10 protein-coding genes are annotated in these 20,434 nt (G+C 54.4%); all 10 read right to left on the bottom strand.

Features of this window, described 5'->3' with window-relative positions; all coding sequences use genetic code 11:
* Window positions 1–116 precede the first annotated feature (116 nt).
* A complete protein-coding gene (locus Pla100_RS04870) occupies window positions 117–494 on the bottom strand; it encodes a hypothetical protein (RefSeq protein WP_146576452.1) in 378 nt (125 codons plus the stop codon).
* 123 nt (window positions 495–617) lie between these two features.
* Window positions 618–2,531 (bottom strand): serine/threonine-protein kinase, encoded by a 1,914-nt coding sequence (locus tag Pla100_RS04865; RefSeq protein WP_146576451.1) that lies wholly within the window; start codon window positions 2,529–2,531, stop codon window positions 618–620.
* Entirely contained in the window at window positions 2,528–3,127 is a 600-nt protein-coding gene (locus tag Pla100_RS04860; protein WP_197167694.1) for an RNA polymerase sigma factor, read from the bottom strand. The genes Pla100_RS04865 and Pla100_RS04860 overlap by 4 nt, the downstream gene beginning before the upstream one ends.
* 153 nt (window positions 3,128–3,280) lie before the next feature.
* On the bottom strand, window positions 3,281–4,000 hold the full coding sequence (locus Pla100_RS04855; protein WP_146576449.1) for a hypothetical protein: 720 nt from the start codon (window positions 3,998–4,000) through the stop codon (window positions 3,281–3,283).
* Window positions 4,001–4,048: 48 nt separating this feature from the next.
* A complete protein-coding gene (locus Pla100_RS04850) occupies window positions 4,049–7,237 on the bottom strand; it encodes a S41 family peptidase (protein ID WP_146576448.1) in 3,189 nt (1,062 codons plus the stop codon).
* A 108-nt stretch (window positions 7,238–7,345) separates the two neighbouring features.
* The gene (locus tag Pla100_RS04845) at window positions 7,346–9,115 is read right to left on the bottom strand and encodes a hypothetical protein (protein ID WP_146576447.1); all 1,770 of its coding nucleotides are present in this window, start codon (window positions 9,113–9,115) and stop codon (window positions 7,346–7,348) included.
* Window positions 9,115–9,612: an RNA polymerase sigma factor gene (locus Pla100_RS04840; RefSeq protein ID WP_197167693.1), complete on the bottom strand. Its 498-nt coding sequence runs from the start codon at window positions 9,610–9,612 to the stop codon at window positions 9,115–9,117. Before Pla100_RS04840 ends, Pla100_RS04845 begins: the two co-directional genes overlap by 1 nt.
* Window positions 9,613–9,879: 267 nt before the next feature.
* Complete coding sequence (locus Pla100_RS04835; RefSeq protein WP_146576445.1) at window positions 9,880–13,164, bottom strand: serine/threonine protein kinase; 3,285 nt, start codon at window positions 13,162–13,164, stop codon at window positions 9,880–9,882.
* Window positions 13,165–13,173: 9 nt separating this feature from the next.
* Window positions 13,174–13,776: a sigma-70 family RNA polymerase sigma factor gene (locus tag Pla100_RS04830; RefSeq protein WP_231602711.1), complete on the bottom strand. Its 603-nt coding sequence runs from the start codon at window positions 13,774–13,776 to the stop codon at window positions 13,174–13,176.
* A gap of 1,385 nt (window positions 13,777–15,161) precedes the next feature.
* On the bottom strand, window positions 15,162–20,426 hold the full coding sequence (locus tag Pla100_RS04820; RefSeq protein ID WP_231602740.1) for a serine/threonine protein kinase: 5,265 nt from the start codon (window positions 20,424–20,426) through the stop codon (window positions 15,162–15,164).
* Window positions 20,427–20,434: the final 8 nt, after the last annotated feature.

Here is a 20,434-nt window from a genome sequence, read left to right as displayed (position 1 = left end):
CGACTCCGAGAGCCTTCACGATCCATAACTCCGATCGCTGATCTTGCACGAATAAACAGGAATTTCCGTAACACTTCAGCCGTCTGAAGTCAGTGGAACGCTTCCGTCGGGTACGTTCACTTGGAAGCAAGTCGAAATTCTCGCGGCGAGTAGGAGCCGTCCTTAAGAACCACCAGCAATGTTTCCGGCGTGGCAAATTCCGCGTCCCGGAGATTGGATCCTTGCGGTGCCTTAATGTTGATTTGATATCGGCCGGGCCAAAGCGATTCGTTGATTGTTGCAATTCCCATCATGTTCGTCGCGAAGGCAGCAAAACCGCCGTCTCCGCTATCTGGACCAATCAATGTCACTTCGACGGAAGCACCAACGACTGGCGACAAGTCTTTCGAGTCGAGAACGAGCATATCGACGGAATACCCCGACCGTCCAGTGTTTCGATCGTCGGTTTGGCCCGTTGCTACGGTCAGCCCTTCCGCCTCTGTTGATCCTGCCATTGCAACCGTTGGCAATAAGAGGGGCGAAGCTGCGGCGGCAGTTAGCACTTGCCGCCTCGTGGTATTCGTGTTCATCGAAAGTCCTTTTAGATCGAAATTGCTGGAGCGGAATGACGATTCGCGTCAGTTGTCAAACGGGCGAAGCTGAGTAGATGTTTTGGGGGACTCCTCGCCCACTTCATTCTTCAGTTCAATAATAGAACGCGAAATTTTCACTGCCAGTGGATGTGTCGGCGCGTGTGTTTTTAGCAAATCAGCCAATTGAGATTCGACTACCGCAAGTTGCTCGCGCAGTTTGTCGTTGGTAATCGGTTCTTCATTGCTTAGACGCGACTGGTCAATGAGTTCCGCAACGCGGGCGGGTTGCGACGCATCCTGTAACGAAGGAAACAGCTTGATTTGCTGTACGTTTCCTTCATCAGTCAGCTCAAGCACCCGACCTTGCCGAAGGTCGAATTCCTCACCGTTGATCGCTAAATCAAAAGGATCTGTAGACTCGCGATAGTATCCGAACGAACGATCTTTCCCTAGCCGAATGCTGCCACGATCTACCCAAGACATTCCTTGCGTATTATGCGTTCCACTGGATGAAGTTTGAAAGTTCCCAGCATAGAAAACGACATAGTGCACGTCGATTTCATCATGCCCCACCACAACAGAAGCAGTGTTGGTACCAATATGTGCGCCGGTGGGACTTGTCCGACGCACCTTGCTCTCCACGTTGTTGCTAACTGAGTTACCGACCGGTAACGGACTGAATCGCCCATCAATTACCCTAAACGCCATAAAGATCGCCAGGATAATTGCCAACGCCAGGCCCACTGAAAGAAACGCAGGCTTGTTTTGGCTCGGAACTAAGTTCATGCGATTTTGCATCGAATTCATCTCCATCGCTTTCGGCAAAGGAACGGTCGTTGGTTGCTGAACGTGGGCGAGGCAGTCTTCGAGTAGTTCGGCGACTTCGTCCGCTGATGCGTGGCGGTCTTCGGCCAGCTTTGACATCAGTTTGCTAATGATCGCGCACAACCACTCGGGAATGTCAGCGTTGATTTCACGAATCGGTTTTGGCTCGTCATCGGTGATGCGGCGCAGGACTCCGTAACTTGTTTCCGCTCGGAAGGGAGCGCGTCCGGTACACAATGCGTACAGCACGCTGCCAAGGCTGAATAGATCGCTGCGGTGGTCGATGGATTCGCCTCGCGATTGTTCGGGGGACATGAACTGCGGGGTGCCAGCAATGACACCGGTGCGAGTCATCGCTGCGTCGTCGACGGCGCGGGCGAGTCCAAAATCAGTGATTGAGACACGTTCGACCCCGTTGTCCAACAAGATGTTGGCGGGTTTGATGTCACGGTGAACGAGACCTTGGCCGTGGGCTGCTGCCAGACCAGCGGCGATCTGACTGCCGACTCGCAACACTTCGGTCGTCGTTAGTGGACCATCATGATCCAGTCGCTTTTGCAACGAATCGCCGCCCACGAATGGCATCACCAGATACGGAAGGGAACCTTCGTTCGATACGCCGTGAATGGCGATCACATTGGGGTGGATGACCGCTGCGGCCGCTTTGGCTTCCCGAGCAAACCGCTTGCGAGCCGACCCGCTGCTGGCGAGATGGGGAGCCATCACTTTGATGGCCACAATGCGATCGAGCGCCCGCTCATGAGCTTTCAGCACCACGCCCATCCCGCCCGCGCCAATCACCCCCGTGACTTCATAGCCGCCAATGCGACCGAGCGATTGTGGGTCGTCGGTGGGGGCGAGCGACTGGAGTACTTGTTCGATCTGTAGTGACGTCCGACTCACGCTATCAACCGACAAATCGTCATCGGAATGTCGCTCGGAAGTTGCTCCCAAGAATCGCTCAGCTTCTTTCCAAGCAGGCGCGTCGGCGGCTGTGGTCTCCAATCGCAGTCGACACGACTCGCACGTATCCAGGTGACATTGCAATTCGCTTTCTTCACGATCGCTGAGCCGCCCGCGTAGGAACGCGAGGAAATAGTCGGGCGTGATGCACAGTGATTGTGTGTTGGTCATTGATTCTGTTCCTCAAGTTCTGAGATCAGTTCGCTGAGTCGAAACATGATTCGGCTGCGAGCGGTATAGATTGCGCCGATGCTTTTGCCAAACGCTTTGGCGACTTCTTCGATCGACACGTTGCCCGAAACCGACATTTCAAATGCTTGCCATGATTCGGGGCGAAATTCAACGCGTACGGTTTTTGCGGCTCGCTGGTAGAGTTCGCGGCGATACTCGGTTTCAATCAGCTCCGTCGTGGCTCCATCGGGATCCACGATTTCCTGCAAGAGATTCTCGATCGACGACCCGCCCACGGCTTGATCCTTGGGCGTCCGCATCAGGGCATTCAGAATCGCGTTCTTCGTGACACGGCTGAGCCAATGCCGAAACTTGATCGACTCGTCACGTTGTTCCCAATCACCGACGGCCCCCGCGACCGCCATCAACACCTGCTGTGATAAATCCTCCGCGTCCGCGTGTTGCAATCCGCGCGACACAGCGATTCGCACGATGACGGGCCGATAAATTGAGGCGAACCGCTCCCACGCATCCCGATTTCCGGGGTCTCGAACCTGCACCAGCAGGCTGTCACGTGTTTCAGGGAATTCGCTCACAAAATGGTCTCCTACAGGGACTAACACATCCCCAGCAGCATTCTGTCAGAAAACTTCTGAAACTGTCAGGTAAGACATCTGCACAGCTCGGCTCGCCCACCGGAGTTTCGCCAAAACTCCTTGCCAACTCGAGGCTATTTTGCCTTTCCGTTTCTACGCCAGCACCGCGCAGCGAAACGCGAACGAACTGAACAGTGCAGTGAGCAAGACGAAGACGAGAAACGTGATCGTGCATTTGGGACCCAGCCGGATGATCCATGTCCCGACGAGCAGCTCGGTGGTTGTCAGCAAAATTGCTAGCCAGAAGGCCTCCGGCATTCGCTGCCCCAACAAGTGCGAGATAAATCCTGCGGGGAGTAGCGTTGGCATCGCGCTGGGCATCCACAGCAATGCGATCCACAACCGACCAAGCTCCATGTGCCCAACGAGCCATGCATATGGAAGATACATGCAGCCAAACAGTACGCCGATTGGCAAGCGAAAGCGAGAATCTCGCACGGCGACTCGAATTGTGTAGATCAACGCGGAAACGAACAGCACACCGCTCACCACGGTCGTGAATTTGACGAGGGCGGCGATGATGATGGCCGCTACCATCGTCATTAATAGCGACGTGCGCAAGTCAAAACGAATCGGTCGACTTGGTTCGGCATCGAGTTCGCTTTGTTGGATCGGTAGGTAGGGGAGCGAGAGGCAAACCGCCAGACCTGCGATGACGAAAGCGATGGCAGTTGCAGGAACGAGCGGCGGCGTCCGACTTTGCTGCATTCCCGTCCACTGGAGAATTGCGGGAACGGCCAAACCAAGTCCAAAGGCCACGCAAACGAGTAGCCAATAGAGCAGCGTCGGTGTGAGTCGTTGAGCGATTCTCATGCCGTGTTTACACCATTCTTTCGTGTAGGTCACAAATCGCGAAGGGAACTATTCTTTTTCTTTTGCAAGATACCGACGGGCCGCCATGAGAACTTGATCTTTACTTTGTGAGATCGACTCCGCCGTGTGATGCACAACGACATCGGGTTCGATGCCTAGCCGTTCGATGGGACGGTCAAGGAAACCGCGATAGGGTTTGACGCTGTAGATCACGCGGTACGCGCCGCCGAGAACGTCAATGGTTTTCTTTCGAGACGAGGCGCCTGCCGTGGTGGTGCCGAAGAACTTGGCGCGGCCGTTCGCTCGAAACCAACTTGCCCAGCCTTCGCCGGCGCTGATGCATCGCGAGTCGATCAAAACAGCGATCGGCCCCGAAAACCGGCGGCGATCAGGTTCAGCCGTATCCGTCAGATCGAAGTTGCGGAACGATCGTGCTGCATCAAATCCGCCACCACTGTTTCCTCGCACATCGATGACCAACCCTTCGCAATCGCTCAACTCCTTGACTGCCGCGTCGAGTTGAGCGATCAGGTCATTGCGAATCCGACGAACGTAGATATATCCGGTTTCCTCATCGAGTCGCTTCCAAGCCACGCTGGCGGAATCTTGGATGTCATCGATCGGAACGGGCAAGCGTGGCAGGTACCGGACACCTTGGTCTGCAACCATGCGCAGTTCAGCTTCGTCACCGCCGGGGGTTATAACACGCAGTCTTACCGGCGCACCCTTCTCCCGCTGCCGGCCAATCCACTGGGCGGCGTGGTATTTCAAGTATCGATCGCTGGAGTAACCTGAGTAGCGTTTGGTCTGTTTTGTGATTTGTTCCAACAGCTCGCCAGCCTCAATTTCGCCCACATGCGTTACCACGCTGCCGACTGTCAGCCCCACTTGATCTGCTGAAGATTGACGATCGACGTGATACACAATGGGGCGTCCATCGGCGTCCAACAGACAGGCGAAGCCGGGATCAAAGAGCGGCACTGGAGCAGACGTCGGTTGCAGTTTGCCCGGCATTAGGTAGGCGTGACTGTCCTCAAGCCTGGCAACCAATTCCTGGCAAAGCAGACAAAACTCCTCGCCTGATTTCAACATTTTGCTGCGAGGTAGCAGTTCCTTACCAACGGCTATCCAGTCGATCTGCTTGACGTCAAAGTGCGCATATTCGCTGCCCAGCGTTCGATAGAGATGTCCAAACGCATCGGCATATTCCTCGGGAGTCCAGGTTGTGGCAGTCTCACCCTGGATAGTCGCCTTCCACTCAGGTGAGGCGTCGAGCAATGTTAACGGTCCAGCAAACACGATTGAAAGCTGCTTGTTCTTTAACAAGTCTTCCACGCACTGCGTCATACCACGATGCCCGCTCACGATCGCGAACGCAGTCGACCGCATCTTCCCGACTGTGCCGACAACGGATCGCACAAAGTACGGCTTGCCCGTAAAGAACTCATCACAAAACTCAGAAACCGCAGCCGGCAAGTCGTTGGAGTTGTGCGAGAACGCGACGAAGAAGTCGCCTTTGTCGGCATACGCTTCGTAGCTCGATGGCTTGCGCTGCGTCAATTGCTCGTAGGCTGCTGTAAGCCGGGCGAGTTTGTCGGGCAGGTAGTTCTCGTGCTGTTCAAGAGCTTTGTCGAGATGCGCTGCGACGGCCAGTTTCTGATGGTCTGTCTTCAGTACTCCAGCGATTTCACTGCTTCGGTTGTTCGCGTATCGTGGGTCCTGGGGAGCAGTTACGATAAGTTCCGCGAACAATCGCAGAACGTTTGGCGGCATATCCCAATTGCCGCTCAAGCCAGCGTCGACAGCGAAACGCCTGAGCATGTCAGGAGATTTCGGGTCGGCGGCGTGATAGAAAATCTCTTTCGCTAACGGGTCCTCCGGCCAGCCAGCAATTGACGCCACCCATCCACACATCCTGGCACCATTGTTGGCTGTCTTGAGTCCGTCGCGGAAGATCTCAAGTTGTTGTCGTGCTGTCAGTTCGGTGGTCTCTCGGTTTTTGTACAGCTCTTCGAGTCGTCGGCCTGCCGCTTCATCGTTGGGGAAGAAGTTCTCGTAGTCTGGTGGCCGATAGCCGTCGGTTGCGTTGTACGCGAAGGACTCACTCGCTGGCGGTGGCGCATAAGGCGGCTTGGCTCCGCTGGGCAGGCCATTGGGCAGAAACTCTGCTAAATCGCGGAGCTGCCGAACTTTCAACACCATGGGAGAAAAGGTCTCGTTGAATGTGAGCTCTGTCCGTGGATCGGCGTCCAGCTTTTCGATCATTCGATCTCGCGCACCGATGCCTTGCAGCAGGCAAACACCCACGTGTTTTCCGTGGTCGATTCGCGTTACGAAGGACAGGATCATCTTCGCCTCAACACAGCGTTCCAGATGCTCACGCAATTCCTGATCGCCCTGCACGTCTTGGTGCGTAAACCCGACGACAAACCTTCCGCGATTGGCAAGCGAGCCGATTCTGGGTGATCGCTTACCTACGGCTTTTTCGTGCAATTCCAACGCGGCGATCACAGCGTTGTCACCGAGCTTATTCGATTGCTCAAGCAACTGATCCAGTTTTTCAGAAAACTGCGATGAACCACCATACGTCTCCAGCCCCCAGCCGATCCGGCGTTGCATCTGGCCACCATATTGCTCGTAATTATTGACGAGCGTTCGGACGACATTCAGCGGATGTTTTTTCAGTACCGTCAGCCCGTAATACATCCCTTCGTTTGACACTGGCCCGCGAAAGTCCGAAGCGTGGTACAACAACTCGATCGCTTGCGGGTTTTGCTGTTTGACGCCCCATACGAATCCACCGACCTGAGCCAACACCTGGCTGTGATAAACCTGAGTGTGCCGGAGTCCCTGGCGAATCGCGGCCAAAACGTCTTCCGGCTTGTGATGTCCACCCAACAAGCCGCTGAATAACGCATCGAGCTGTTTTCCTCCCTCTGGATCATCCGGAAAGAATGCCTCGAAATCGGGAGCCGCGTATTTGTCGTCACGATTGAAGGCAAACGGCGGCGAGATCCTTGCTTCGTCCGCGTGCTTCAACTCGCCTCTCTTTGGTTTCTGCTGCGAAGCAGTTTGCGATGCAACCCCGTCCCGCTCTGGCAGTTCGGTCAGCAAGCTCAGCGACATCGCCTGATATCGCTGCTGAGCAAACACCGCATTTTTGCTGACAACCAGAAACACGGCAACGGCCAGCAAGAAGGCAAACCGAAGTGCCAGAATGGGTGTGTTTGATGTCATCTGAATTTCCCCCTTAAAATTTGCCGTATGTCAAACTATTCGGAGCCTGTCGAGCGATTGATGGTGCGCCCTATTTTGAAATTTCCTTAAGCCGTTCGAGCCTGCCGCCTATTTTGACTTCGGAAACAGCTCTTCCACCGGCAATGGCTTTTCCTGATCAAACAATGCGTCAGGAATCTCCACATCGAACTCAACGTAGAATTCTGTGATGTCATCCCCGGCTTTGGGACGTGAAGATGTACGACGCACGCGAGTTGGATACCAGCGACCTTTGGGCGATTGGGCGACAGACTCGACTATATGAGACATTCCGTGCATGTCCCACCGCATCACCAAGTGTTCACGATCCGGGTCAATCCAGAATCGCCATCCTCCAGGCAACGCACGCTTTTTGTTGTCCGCTGGATTCGACGCAGAGTCCGAGCGACCACTGGTAGCAACTCGCAGCAACACGGTCCCTTCTGGGCCATCACCTCGATCGGGCTCGATGATCGCCTCCTTGTTCTGGCTCGGGACGCCCAGCGGAGGACGACCTGCGTAGTCTGGCGTGAGCGTATAGAAGGAAGGTATCCATTGCTCAGCATCAATCCCTGTTCCCAGGGGTCGTCCAGCAACCGCTTCCCGACGCTGGCTTCCATCGGGCTGATTGATCGTCCGCACATCGAACATCCGTTCGACTCCGGCAATCGCAATACTGGCTGGTTGGTACTGGGCTTCTTTCGCGCGCCCGGTCCACCATTTTCTCATGTCAGCATCTTGCGGCGGTTCGACTGGGTCTACCTCAAAGAACCCAAAGTCACGACGGATGCGATTTCCTTTGCGGTGAACGACCTCGACCTGGTGGTTTCTCCACGAAGGCCCCTTTCCATGAGTATGTACAACCACGGCGCGAAAGTCGTCGAACCGCACACGTCCTGCTGCGACGCCCGCAATCAATCTGGCCAAATCATCCTTCGGAACTCGATCAACCAATTTCGCATCTCGAGGAACGCCCATCGCGTAGATGTCCTCAGGCCCTGTTTCCGGATAATCGAATGTAGCCTCCATCGAAAACGATTGGCCGTTTTGCTGTCCGGTGGCGCGACCAAGGTGCGGCAGCTTTGAAATCGGATCGACTCGAAACAAGACCTTGATCGGCTGCTCCATGCCCTGAATTATTAGCGTCAGTGTGTAGTCCAGCCATTCGCGACCAGTCTCTGTGACCTTTTGCGTTTTTTGATTCTCGACCGTTAAGCCATCACGACGCTCTCCCAGGAATTCCAGTTTCGCTAGCGGGTCGTCCGGTGCCGAACCATTCGCTAGCAGCAAGGAAAAGGCTTCGACGAAATCAGCTAGTCGGCTCTGTTGCCCTTTGTCGAATTCCGGAACCCGGTACAACACGCGTTCGGTAGCTTCGTAGGAACAGAAGACCCTGAGAGTATGGTCACTGAATTTCGTCCATTCGTTGTGCCGAGTTGCCGACACGTTGCGAATCGGCGAGTACCAAAATTCCTCTTCACGTTCCGCAGTCCCTTTGGCCGTTCCACGCAGCGTCATGTGAATCCACGGCTTTCGGCTGACCGCTTGAGCGACATCGGCCAAGCTAACGGATGTCATGCTGAAATGAATCAGCAATACCAGCGTCGCAGCAGCAACGGTCGTCACACCAAAGATCCACCGACGCCGGTTCTTGGTTCGCGAAAGATGGACAGTCGGTTCTCTGGATACGGCTTCCCGGTCAGGGGATGGAATATCGCTGGGCACGGCATCCATCACCCTTTCCAAACAAGCTTCTAAACGATCACGCGGCACGTCATTGGAGCAAACCCGCTGCACTGCTTCACGCAATGGGACATCCAGATCTCCGAGCAAGTTCAAACTGTTCGATTCGTGATGCATCAGGAAACTCCTTCGTTGAGGTCAGCCAATGTGGCAGCGAGTTTTGTGCGAGCCTTGTAGATCGCCGTAGCGACCGCGGCGGTGGTCATGTTAAGAGCGTCCGCGATTTGCTGATTCGTGAGTTCGTCGAAATAACGCAGGCAAAACACCTCCGCCTCTCGCCCCGGTAATTGCCCAACAGCGTCGCGCAACATCGACTCGAGTTCCTTGCCAACGGCTTGATCCTCTGGACCTGATTCACGATCAAAGACCGTTACGTCATCCAAACAAACCTCAGCGCGTCGTCGGCGCAATCGGTCCAGCGAACGACAAACCGCGAGTCGTTTCAGCAATCCCACAACATTGTCGACGTCGTTTTGCGACTTGTACTGATGGGCCTGTAGAAACACATCCTGCACGGTTTCGTCTGCGTCATCGGCATTACCGAGAATCCGCCAGGCGATCCGATAAACGCCAGTCCCCTGTTCTCGCACAATCGTTTTCCAGTCGTCGCTCACACCGATGTCTCGCTGGTTGAATCATCCAATCGTTGGCGGTCGTGGTCTGATCAACCCACCGCTACCATTTCTGTCGCACGGCAATGCAGAAAATGACCAGAAAAATTGAAAAGCACGCAATTTGCCGATCCTGACTACTTCCTCAAAATTCAGATTTCGTCGGATTCGCCGTCGAGGATGCAGACAGTGGGATAAGCTTCGATGAGCCGAGAGCGTGGACAGCCGAAGCGGTTCCACGCGACATCACTGCCAACCGGTAACGCCCAATCACTGATCTCGAAGGCGTTTTCGCTCTTGTAAACGTCTGATGACTTCAGCCTTGTTGGGACCGCCACCCGCCAACGCACCGTACCACGGCGCGATGTCGATCACTTCACCGGAGCGGTGATCCAGCATGACAAACTTGATGTTGCCTGATCCCATCCATCTTCCGAGCTTGTTCATCTTTTCCTGAAGCTCACGCAGTTCCCTGTTCGGTAGGTTGTATTTCAGAAAGTTCGCACTCGCATCGTCGCCATAGATCTTGTGGCCTGACCATGACAGCAGAACATCACCCACTTCGATGCCAGCCGCTTCTGCTGGACTGTGCGGAGCGACCTTCGTGACCTTGAGTCCGCCGGCAAAGTAACCAGGAATCTGGCTCGCGTCGGCTTTCCCCAGCGACATGCCAATCATGAACGGGTCAATGTAATCGGGATCGGGTGTCGATTGGTCTGGGAATTGATGTCCAGGAATTGATCGCCCCCAATGTTGATACCAGTGCCCCGTAAACAGCGGTTGCTGTTGTTTCGGCTTCAAAAGCGGAGTGCTGAAGTAATTCGATCTTTTGGTTTCGAGAGGCTCGCCTGCGGCGTCGACACCGGGATTGGGAACCACGAACTGGAGTTGATAGCTTTTTCCAGGTTCGACTACCGCCATCAAGCTGACGCCTTCCTTTCGTTCTTCTGCCTTATCTAAACACAACTGCATTCGCAGTCTCCCAGCGATGGTCGGCTCTCCGCCGAGATTGGCAGTGGTGAATCCATTTCCGCTCTGCTTTTGAACGTCAATCGTCGACGCGAATTTGACCTCCGTTCCCATCCGAACTCTTTGGTAGCGAAAGTCAGTCGGCAATTTCGCCGAAATCTCTTTGCTCGTCACGCTTCGATAAAGGAACTCGACTTCGACTAGCTGGTCGTGTTGGTAAGATTGCTGAGGTGGAAGCAATCGGAAGCCAGCCTGAATGCCGTTGCTGCCCGCGTGACCCCAATGCGTGGCGGAGAGGTTGTTGTCATCTGTTTCAATGAACTGCTGGCGAATCGTCACTGGGTAGGTTGATCCCGGCACGTCGATCTGTGGGACATGCATGCGGATCAACGAAATGTCGTACCACTGATCAATGTCATCTTTAATCGATGGCACCAACTCGAATTTTGTATCAGTTGGCAATTGGTGGGTTTCCGTGATGCGTTTCAATTGCTGGACGATTGCATCATCGACGTCCGCTGTCTTTCGGCTGGATTGCCATAGTGCGATCGCAGCCAGGACTTCATCGATCGTCAGCGGTGGCAGATCGAGGCCGTGAGTGAGCAAACGATGGGTAAGGCTCTCGAAATCGTCGCGTTCTTTCCACGACTTGTTGAAGGAATCAACCATGTCGGAAATCGGTGTTGTCCCCACATTGTTTCCATCATGTTCGTTGGGTTTTAACATCGAATCTGGCGGGGCGATTGCTGACCTGCGAATGGAGATAGGTTTGGAAAGTCCATTGGTTTCCAGATTCACTTCCCATGTCTGAACGATCCCGTGCTCACTCGGATGACGTACTAGTCCGCCCGTGATCTCCCAGCTTGGCGGCACGAGCCTTTCTCTAGTCGAAAGCATTGTGCGAATGGCGGCAGATACCTCATCGGATAATTCGCCGTTCCCTCTTTTCCAAGACAGACACGCGGTGATTTCTCCTTGAGTAAGCGGTTGCTGAGGCCTGCCCTTCCCATCCTTGGAATACAAGTTGTTGAATTCCAGTACTGCACTGGACAGTCGTTGCTGCGCCAATGGTCCATATTTGCGATCGTCTTTTTCAACGTAAGTGACTTTCGCGATCACGGTTTCGCCACGCTTGACCATCACAACTCCATCGGTGATCGCATAGCTCGTGTCACGGTCGTCGATTTCGAGCGTGTATTTCCCAGCATGCAGTCGCGTCTTGCCGCCCTCGCGACCGATCACGAGCTTCCTGACGACATCGTCACCCTCCATGATTCGGATCGGAACGTCGTCCACAATGGATTCGATTGTCAGCGTGCCCTTGTTCAACTCCAGCACCATCAACACGCCAGCGAAGATCAATGAGAACGCAAATGCTCCGGCAGCAATGAACTTGCCGATCGGCGGGCGGCCGATTTGCTGTGGAGCCGACGCGGGGATAACTGATTCAGGCAGCGGCGTGTTCGTCGGCTGCTGGACGTGAGCGAGGCAGTCTTCGAGTAGTTCAGCAACTTCCTGCGCGGTCTCGAATCGATCTGCGGGCGATTTGGAGAGCAGCTTCGTCACGATGCCTGACAGCCAGACGGGAATCTCGGGTTTGATCGCTTGCAGCCGACGTGGTTCGTCGTTGCCGATTCGATTGAGCACGCCCATCGTTGTTTCGGCTCGAAACGGACTGTGGCCGGTGAGCATGAAGTACATCAAGCTGCCGAGCGAAAACAGATCGCTGCGGTGGTCGATTTCGTCGCCGTGAGCTTGTTCGGGCGACATGTATTGTGGAGTGCCGGCGATCACGCCGCTGCGTGTCATGCTGGCGTCGTCGACCGCGCGAGCCAAGCCGAAATCGGTGATCTGGACTCGTTCAACTCCGTTTTCCAGCAAGATGTTGGCTGGCTTGATGTCGCGGTGAACGAGACCTTGCGAGTGTGCGGCGGCTAAGCCTTCGGCGACTTGCATCGCGATGCGAACGGTTTCGATGACCGACAAAGGACCGTCGGATTCGACACGTTGTTGCAGACTTTTTCCCTCCACAACCGGCATGACGAGATACGGCAGGCCGTCATGCTCATCCACGGTTTGAATCGGCACGACGTGAGGGTGGACGACCGCCGCCGCGCTCTTGGCTTCACGAGAAAATCGTTTTCTCGCTGCGGCGCTCGTTGCTAATTCAGGCGCAAGAACCTTCACCGCGCAGTGACGATCGAGCGCCGTGTCATATCCTCGCATTACAATCCCCATCCCGCCGCGACCGAGTATCTCCATGATCTCGAAGCGTGCGAAACGACCCAGCGAGTCGACATAGTCGGTTGGTTGTAGAAATGTGGCTGCGGAAGATCGCGATCCCTCCACGTCTTCGGCGATGCCACTCCGCGGCTCGCTTCGTTCCGTGGCAGGTGACAAATCGTCCTGCTGCATCAACTCGTTGACTGCATCCCAGCTCAAGCCACCACTGGAAAGCGTTTCCAATTTTGATTGGCATGCGTCACAGCTTTCGACATGTTTCTGCATGTCGCTTGCGTCGTCGTCAGGATTATCGTGAAGCAGCCGCATCAGCGATTGGTCGTCGTAATGAAATCTTGCGATCATTTACGTCACCTACTCATTAGTATCGGTTTGAGTTTCTTCGCGAATCTTTGCCAGCACGCGACACCGCGCCACGCGAACCGCGCCAGCAGTCTTGCCTATCGAGGACGCGACTTGTTCGGCTGACTGATTTTCTACGGAAGTCAGCCAGAAGCATTGCCAAGTCGATTCGCTGAACTGATCTTTCACCTTCGTAGCGGCTTGTTGAAATCGAGTACGCTGGTATTCGAGTTGAAACAAGGTGGCGGTCTGGTCGCCGGGTGCCGGAGCCTGACTCAGAAACTTTTGCACGTCGCTGTTGCCGCTTCCGATCGGCCCACGCTGACCCGAAAACGGCCCCCGCGTCAATTGATTCACAACCAAATTGCGGGTGATTTGATAAAGCCAACGCCGAAATGAGCCTTCGCCGGTCGTTGTGAAGGATCCAATCGCATTCCCGACGGCTGCCAGCACGTCTTGGGCCAGATCATCCGCATCGGCATGCTGCAGTCCCTTTGCTCGAGCGACCCGAATAACGAGCGGGCGATAGACAGCCGCAAACTCATACCAAGCTTCCTCCGAAGCCGGGTCATTGAGGCTGGCAATCAGCGACGCTCGTGTTTCTGGACCCTGCAAAATCAAATCTCCTACCTACAGATCACACAAAGATGCGTAGCGTTACATGAAGCGTAACGGATTTGGGCAGAAAGCCCACGGAAGACAGTAGATTCACGTAATTTCGGCGAAGATTCGATCTTCGCCTTCAGTGCCTTGGCGGTGGCGACCCGTTCGCCCCGTGGCCGATCGAGAGACGCGAGCTCCGACTCAGTCGGCGATTAATTGCTAGTTCGATTTGGCGGCGAGGATACGACTCCAGAGTGTGCAAGTCGCCGCGCAGAGCCCCCCAAATATTGGAGCGAGGTAAATCGCCAACAGCCACGAAATTCGATTGTGTAGTGCAAGCCTACCATCGGAAACACCAACCGTATCGAGTAAGTATCTCGTCAGAGTGCCGCACAAATTTGGAATATCCGGTTCCATGTTGCTGTAGCAAAAAACCAGGAAAAACAAAGTCGCAATGGAATACCCAATTCGCAAGCACGATGTTCTGAGATTATCAACGGATAGTAGATACGACACCGACGAAAGAATAATCAAAAGCAAAAGCAGTACGTACATTTGAAAAAGCCAAGCAGAATCATCGGATACGTTGAGTACCCCGATCGTCACTGCAAGCCAAGCCGTTACGGCCAGCATTGCCGCAATCGAGAATTTCATCGCGATGGATTCCGAGTGTTCATTAGCGAGACCGATAGACGATTTGGTTGGACAAACTTGATGCCTAGGCAGGTGAGTGCAGTATTCATCGTACAGCAGTTCGCCCAAGCAACTTCGTCGAGGGTCGCTTTTGGAAAACGAAACCTGATCATTCTACTGGCTTTGCTGGACTCAGCAACCTCACACGCAGGGCGAGTGAACCAAAACTCGTGCTCGTATGATGAGCGGCTCCCAACGAACGATCGAACCGATCCTGAAATCTAACTTCCAATCAACCTCAACCTCAACGTCTCGGATTGGACTTTGGATCGGGACATCGTTATTGCTCGAATTCCCTTTGATCAGGTTTAGGCGTGATTGCCGGTTTCCTATTCGTTGTTTTTGAAAACGCGAAGATCGTTCAGCACAAAATCAACGTCTCGATCGTCGCCTCGCCCACATGCCGTTACCACAAGTCCGTTTTCCATTGCGAATTTCGCAAGTTCCAGCATCGCTGTTAGGTATCTGCTTGACGCATCGAGGCGAAAGGGAAAGTCACCAAAATTGGGTGCTTGTGCAGTCGATGGTTTCCCAGTCGGGACGAAACTAAGCAGCACGCCTTTTTCGTCAACTGCGATGGCGTCGATTGTCCCGGTAATCATTGAGTCGGACATAGTCGGTGTTCCGGTGTGTGTTGGTGAAGGTCGAATGGCTGGTCGTGGCCAATTGGCCAAAGACAATCTCAGCCGCCTTGAATCGTGCAATCAATTTCGACGCTGCAGTTCCCAGTACACCAAGCCTTTGCCGGGGTGAACGGGAGGACGGGCCTGTGGCTGGCCGACTTCCATTTCCTGATCATGATGGCAGATGCGGAGAGTATCGTTCTCTAGCGAGTAAGAGCCCAGCATTGGGTGATCGCGATCAGTCTGCTTATTGATAGGATCGTATCCCCAGAGGTCGATCTTGTCACCGGAGATGCGATACATGTAGTGCATCTCATGTTGTTCATCTCCAATCTTAAGGTGGACGATCAACATGTTCTTGCTGAACATTGCTGTCAACTCTTCGATGGCAACTTCGGTGCCATCAAGTTCCTCTTCCAGGCCAGTGTCGCGCTTGATGTCCCACGTTCCCGCCAGCACCCGGGCAATCTCTTCGTCGTGTTTTTGAAGTGGGTCAGGCAACGGCGCACGCCACGGTGATGGGTTGTTGGGAATCACAATCGGTGCAAGTTGTACGGGGTTCCCAGCTTCCGCTGCGGCAACCATGCCCTTGACTTGAGCGACACTCAAATCCCACTGCTCTTTTAATTGCTTCTTCTTGGTTGTGAACAACGCGTGCTCGGCACTTCCCTTCTCAGCCTTTGCCAATCGTTTATCAATCTCCAACATCTGCTTATCGAACAGGTCGTTGCCGGGTTTCAGGAAATCTTCGAGCGTGTCAAATGCCATCGGCGGAACATCTACGCCCTTAGAACTCAAATCGACTGGAATCTTTTTGTCCGCATCTTCGGATACGGAAATTGTGTGCGGCAACTGTGGGCTCTCTTTGTTGTTGGAATCTCGCTCACGCTGATCCACTGCCGAGACCTTTTCGGTTTCTGCAGGAGCGAATGGTTCAGGAAACATCTCGATCAAACGAGCTGTTGGAATCGCCAGCAGGAGACCTCCGGTGTTGGTCATCGTGATGGCTAGTAGTTCGCCATCGCCGGAGAGGACGGGCAAGCAGTGTGAGTTTGGGATTCTTTGAACGGCTTTCAGTTGCCAGACTGGAGAGTTCATGGTTGCGATGCGGCGATCTGCTTGTGCTAGCTGGACTTTTGTGGCGACGAGGTTGTGTGTGGCGTCGGCATCCGTCGATGGGAGCGTTAGCTGACCAACATAGACCTCATCATCGACCTCGGTCGGGCCAAGAGAAAATGGGAAGTGGTGATTGAGCGCAACGGGATCTTTTGGGCGTAGAACTAGAACGCTGGAATTCCCTGCAACTAGTTCGAGCGGAACCTGGGATCCGTCGTCGAACTTGGCGTTGATGTTGGCCTGCTCCTTGTCGATATCACCCCATTTGCTGTTGATGTGCAAAACCAACGTGCCATCTTTTCTCACGACGACTCCAAAACCAACGGAATGCGGTTCATCGACCGTCCCTTCCTGAGTTCCGGTGACCATGATTTCGACGACAGCGGATCGCCACCGCGCAACCTGCTGCTCGGCGACTTCCGGAACGACATCGGGAATACGAACATGGCCACGTTCATAGACCGCGCGGCGTTTACCCGTACCCGTATCGTTGGTAAGGATCAGCTTACCTCCCTGTAGTTCGTAGTCATCGACAAAGAAGGAATGATCCTCGTCCTTGATAAAGGACCAAATGGTTTTCGCGTCGGGGTTCACCTGAATTCGACATTCGTGGCCACCACCTGCCCAGGCCGCAGTGCAGCGGTCGCCTTGGTAAGTTCGGTTGTGAGGCCGCACCTCCAGCGAGACACCTTTCGTATCGCAAGCCTCAACCATGTGCCACTCGCCATCGACCTCCGTGACCATAGTTTCCGACCCCTTTTTCTCATTCTTGCCGACATTTTCCTCACTCGCTGCGGCAAGAGGACTGGCGACTGACAACCCTGGCAGTCTGATTTCTCCAGACATCATATCGGTTGAATCGCTAAGCAAAGGATGCGGAATGGAGATCCTGACACGGAGCGGTGTGTTGAGCGGCGCATTCACGGCAACGGCTGGAAAGGTGTCGAAGAATCGCCCATCGGGCGGTTCCAGTGACAATGATTCCTCGAAGAACGTTGGTGTATAGTTCCCAACAAGAGAGGACGAGGCAGGTTTGTAAATTCGCCATCTGCGATTCAATTGATCTGGAAGGTTTATGGTCGAAATACCGTAGTAACCCTGTCGCTGTTTCGTTGGTAGTTGCTCGCCGGTTGCGGTGCGAGCGTCTACGTCGTAGTGCTGATAGAGACGAGGCAATTGAACAAATTCCGTTTCCTCTACCCTTGGGTTACGAAGATAGAAATGGGGCGTGTAGAGCGCGACCACACCCGAAAACGAATCGCTGATGTCGTCACTATCACTCACTTCGACGGCAACGCCAAACTGGAGTCCATCGGCTGCGGGAGGCCCCCACTGGATTTCTTCGTCGGCGACGCGGTCCACCGGCATAGAAGTGATGGTTCGTTGTCCAATGATGTCAGCAGTAATGATTTTTTCATCGCCCTTGATGTAAGGGTATCTCAAATGCAACGTCCACTTGCTGGACTCAAATCCATCCCTATTTGACCAACGTGACCCGTTTGTTCGATGACGCTGAGGTCTGAACAATGTCAATTCTGCGTCTGGCGGAAAAGAGCGTGTGTCGATCATTTGCTGGAGTGTTCTTCGCTCCGATTCAAAATTGGCTGATTGCTTTTTATCAACCAGGTCGGAAAGGGCTGCAATGATTTCCTGTTCGGTCACGGGCAAGTCAGGCAATGGCGAATAGATCGCTGGCTCCGCTTCATTCACCTTTGCGATCCAATCGGTCAGCGAGACGTGACCAGCAAGCAATGGCTGTGTCGAAGCTGGCGTTTCTGGCTCGATGCCTACGTATCGACTTCGGAAGACGTAAGTGCGCTGAGAATGATCATCACGCCGCATTGTAAGCTGGCCCCCCCAACGTTCCCCAATTCGACCATCGCTTAGCTTGAACCGGTTGCTTGATTCAATCGTCCAGTGATTCGGGATTTTTCCGCGCTGAATCGCATCACGAAGAACCTGATAGTCGCTTTCCGAGATGTCAAGACTTTCCAACTCGTGGGACAGGTCGCGTACCGCCGCGATCACTTCATCGTCCGTCAACAGTGGTTGCTTACTTCCCACGGGGTCGACTCTTTGATGATCGTTAAACTGGCGAATCGCGTCGGCCAGCAGTCGGTCAAGATCACGGTCGCTGGCACCCTTTCCAGCTTTCGCACCTATTGCTTTTCCCCGAAGACTCGACTCGGTGGAGCCGGCGATGGCGGGAACTCCGTATTCTATCAGCCGATAGCACAGCACGGTGAGCAATTCATTGAGCCGCACGAGTTCATCCAGCGATGCTGCGAGCTCGCCTGTGTCGGTGGGTGCATCCTTTAGCAGGCGGGAATGATTCGCTGTCGCTAGATCGCGTTCTTTAACGACATCACTATGCGACTTCCTGAGACGCTGGATCGTTTCCTGCCCTGCATCTGTTTTGGTATCCGCAATCCTGTTTCGATACGCCTCGGCGACTTTCGCCAAAATCTGGTCGCGTTGAACCTTGTTGCGAACGTGGCCATGCATGCCAAGTTCGATTACGTTGGTCTTCAGCGTTTTTACATCCAAATGCTTCTTCAGCCACTCGGTCGATTTGTCTTTCCCAGTTGGGATCAGGTCAATCTCACTGGGCCAGGTCAGAGAGCCAAGAAAACTCTCGCTCTCAATCAGCATCCTGTGGTAGTCCACGAAGTCGTGGTCTGCCCAGCCATAGGTATCGCTGGTGTCGACCGGAACAGTCAGTGAGGCATGCGTCGATAATTCCTCTGCTTCGCCCATGCGCACTAGAGTCATTTTTTCGGGTGTCGGCTTCCCTTCGACATAAGGCTGAAGATCAAGATGGTTCGGGTCTGGCAAGTTATATCGGTACAACGACTCTCTAGCGCTCCCAGTTGAGGCTCCATTGATCACGGTGAGTCGAATCATCTTTTCTGGTAGCACGCGATAGCTGAACTGGATGGGAGTCTCATCTTCAGTTTGGTAACTCCCCCTACCTTCGTCGAACGTCATCATCTTGTCACAATCCAACTCGTATCCGGGTTCGACTTCCTCCGGCCCGTCCATCACTCGCCAGGAGCCGATCAGTGCTTTGTCTTGTACAGTCGATTTCTGGCTTGCGCGCTGTTGGTGCGTAATCTTCACAGTAGTATCCCCGCCGCGGTTCAACGCGATGGTCCCGTTGCTGACCTCCAGACCCTCAAAGTGACCATCAAGTTCGACCACGTAGTTCCCAGCCGCAATTCGAGTGGCCTTTCCGGACTTGGACACCGTCAATCTTTCGATCACGTCGTCGTCCTGCATGATCCGAATCGGAATATCATCCGCCTCGGACTCAATCGTCAGCGTGCCTTTGTTCATTTCTAGGATGACCAGAACGCCCGCGAAGATCAGCGAGAACCCGAACACTGCTGCAACAATATACTTGCCGATAGGTGGACGGCGGTTTCTTTGAGGTGCCAAAGCAGCGATGGATTCGGGGAGTGGCGTTGTGGTTGGCTGCTGGACGTGGGCGAGGCAGTCTTCGAGTAGTTCAGCAGTTTCCTGCGCGGTGCCGAATCGATCTGCGGGCGATTTGGAAAGCAGCTTCGTCACGATGCCAGCCAGCCAGACGGGAATCTCGGGGTTGATCGCTTGCAGACGACGGGGTTCGTCGTTGCCGATTCGATTGAGTACGCCCATCGTGGTTTCGGCGCGGAACGGACTGCGGCCGGTGAGCATGAAGTACATCACGCTGCCGAGCGAAAACAGATCACTGCGATGGTCGATTTCGTCGCCGTGAGCTTGTTCGGGCGACATGTATTGTGGAGTGCCGGCGATCACGCCGCTGCGCGTCATGCTGGCATCGTCGACTGCACGAGCCAATCCAAAGTCGGTGATCTGGACTCGTTCAACGCCGTTTTTCAGCAAGATGTTGGCGGGTTTGATGTCGCGGTGAACGAGACCTTGCGAGTGTGCGGCGGCTAAGCCTTCGGCGACTTGCATCGCGATGCGAACGGTTTCGATGACCGACAAAGGACCGTCGGATTCGACCCTTTGTTGCAGACTTTTGCCTTCGACGACCGGCATGACGAGATATGGAAGGCCATCATGCTCATCGACGTTCTGAATCGGCACGACGTGACAGTGTACGACGGCGGCGGCACTCTTTGCTTCACGAGAGAATCGCTTTCTCGCTGCGGCACTGGTTGCCAATTCCGGGGCCAGTACTTTCACCGCACAGTGGCGATCAAGCGACGTGTCGTACCCTCGCATCACGATCC

The sequence above is a fragment of the Neorhodopirellula pilleata genome (assembly GCF_007859915.1).
GTDB classification, from domain to species: Bacteria; Planctomycetota; Planctomycetia; order Pirellulales; family Pirellulaceae; genus Rhodopirellula; species Rhodopirellula pilleata.
The sequence above is the reverse complement of the archived record's forward strand: the minus strand, read 5'-3'. Positions and strand labels throughout refer to the sequence as shown.

What these genes read in the sequence shown, in the direction of transcription:
- Pla100_RS04870 (WP_146576452.1), bottom strand. Translation starts at nt 494, where the DNA reads ATGGCAGGATCAACAGAGGCGGAAGGGCTGACCGTAGCAACGGGCCAA.
- Pla100_RS04865 (WP_146576451.1), bottom strand. Translation starts at nt 2,531, where the DNA reads ATGACCAACACACAATCACTGTGCATCACGCCCGACTATTTCCTCGCG.
- Pla100_RS04820 (WP_231602740.1), bottom strand. Translation starts at nt 20,426, where the DNA reads ATGCGAGGGTACGACACGTCGCTTGATCGCCACTGTGCGGTGAAAGTA.
- Pla100_RS04855 (WP_146576449.1), bottom strand. Translation starts at nt 4,000, where the DNA reads ATGAGAATCGCTCAACGACTCACACCGACGCTGCTCTATTGGCTACTC.
- Pla100_RS04850 (WP_146576448.1), bottom strand. Translation starts at nt 7,237, where the DNA reads ATGACATCAAACACACCCATTCTGGCACTTCGGTTTGCCTTCTTGCTG.
- Pla100_RS04845 (WP_146576447.1), bottom strand. Translation starts at nt 9,115, where the DNA reads ATGCATCACGAATCGAACAGTTTGAACTTGCTCGGAGATCTGGATGTC.
- Pla100_RS04835 (WP_146576445.1), bottom strand. Translation starts at nt 13,164, where the DNA reads ATGATCGCAAGATTTCATTACGACGACCAATCGCTGATGCGGCTGCTT.